This window comes from Oleiphilus sp. HI0128, assembly GCF_001635365.1.
In genome coordinates, this window is sequence record NZ_LWGG01001064.1 from 1 (window position 1) to 1,598 (window position 1,598).

At 46.2% G+C, this 1,598-nt stretch carries 3 protein-coding genes; all 3 read left to right on the forward strand.

Annotation, left to right across the window (positions count from 1 at the left end; genetic code table 11):
* Window positions 1–163 (forward strand): hypothetical protein (locus A3763_RS30190; RefSeq protein ID WP_197482961.1); only part of this gene is annotated, 163 nt, incomplete at its 5' end.
* 128 nt (window positions 164–291) lie between these two features.
* On the forward strand, window positions 292–1,242 hold the full coding sequence (gene accA, locus A3763_RS18200; RefSeq protein ID WP_068511446.1) for an acetyl-CoA carboxylase carboxyl transferase subunit alpha: 951 nt from the start codon (window positions 292–294) through the stop codon (window positions 1,240–1,242).
* A gap of 29 nt (window positions 1,243–1,271) precedes the next feature.
* The coding region (locus A3763_RS18205) for an ATP-binding protein (protein ID WP_304440827.1) at window positions 1,272–1,598 on the forward strand (327 nt) is incomplete at its 3' end.

Below are 1,598 nucleotides of genomic sequence, written 5' to 3' on the forward strand. Positions count from 1 at the left end.
GTCGCTTCAGCCAGCAGGTTGTAAGGTTGCCTTAAGCTACCAGCGACCTGATGTGAGTGCGGTTATCGAATTTGGTGATAGCTGGCGGGTTGAGCCTGCTGACGAATTGTTTCAAGAGTTAGAGTATTTGCTGGGTGAAGGGAAGGCGCAGCTCGTTTATTAGCCTCATATTTTTTTTATGTTGTGGCGGGATTTTCACTTATGCTGTCTGGTAAGGCGGCGAAAAAAAAGTAACAATAGCCCCCTCAAATCTAATGGAAGAGTCAGTTAGCCAGACTAAAGCGGTTTATTATGAATTTATACTACCTTGATTTTGAACAGCCCATTGCAGAGCTGGAAGAAAAAATAGAAGAACTTCGCTTGGTCGGCAGTGATCAGGAGCTCAATATTCAAGAAGTGATTGAGCGTCTTGAGCATGAATGCGAGATTCGTACAAAAGATATTTTTGCGAATCTTAATGCTTGGGATGTCGCGCGCTTGGCTAGACATCCAAAGCGTCCTTATACGCTTGATTACATTGAGCAGATTTTCACAGACTTTGATGAGTTGCATGGTGATAGAACTTATGCTGATGATCAGTCGATTGTAGGTGGTATTGCTCGGCTTGAAGGGCGTCCAGTAATGATTATTGGTCATCAGAAAGGGCGCGAAGTTAAAGAAAAGGTCAAGCGTAACTTTGGTATGCCCCGGCCAGAGGGTTACCGCAAGGCTTGTCGCCTTATGGAGCTAGCTGAACGTTTTTCCTTGCCTATTATCACCTTTATAGACACGCCAGGTGCCTACCCGGGAATTGGTGCTGAAGAGCGCGGCCAAAGCCAGGCGATAGCTCATAATCTAGCTGTCATGTCTCGGCTTAAAACGCCAATTATATCCACTGTTATTGGTGAAGGTGGTTCTGGTGGCGCGCTGGCTATTGGTGTCTGTGATCGTCTAAATATGCTTCAGTACTCAACTTATTCTGTTATTTCCCCTGAGGGTTGTGCCTCCATTCTGTGGAAAAGTGCTGAGTATGCAGCTGATGCGGCTGAAGCGATGGGGGTTAACGCTCAACGTCTGAAAGAATTAGGTCTGGTTGATGGCGTCATAGAGGAGCCTTTAGGCGGTGCACATAGAAATATGCCCGAGATGGCTACTCAATTGAAGGCTCAGCTTATTGCAGGGCTTGATGAACTTTCGGCTTTAGATACTGAAGAATTAATGGATCAGCGCTATCAACGTTTAACGGCCTACGTTAAAGAGTAAATAGTCAAATAGGGTGCTCTGTGAGTGAGATGAAGGTTTCCCCGGTGATCTTGCAGGCATTAAAAAGAGTGCCCGAGTCCAAACGCTATGTTGTTGCCTTGAGTGGTGGCTTGGACTCTATCGTGCTCTTGCATACTTTTCGTTTATTAAACCCCTCCTTAGCTTTATCAGCAATACATGTTCATCATGGGCTTAGTAAAAACGCAGACGACTGGGCTCGTCATTGTCAGCAGGTGTGCCAGGAGCTATCTATTCCTTGCTATGTAGAGCGTGTATCAGTTACTGCGAGTGGTGAAGGGCTAGAGGCCGCAGCCAGGAAGGCTCGTTACGAAGTTTTCGAGAGGCTGCTAAATGAT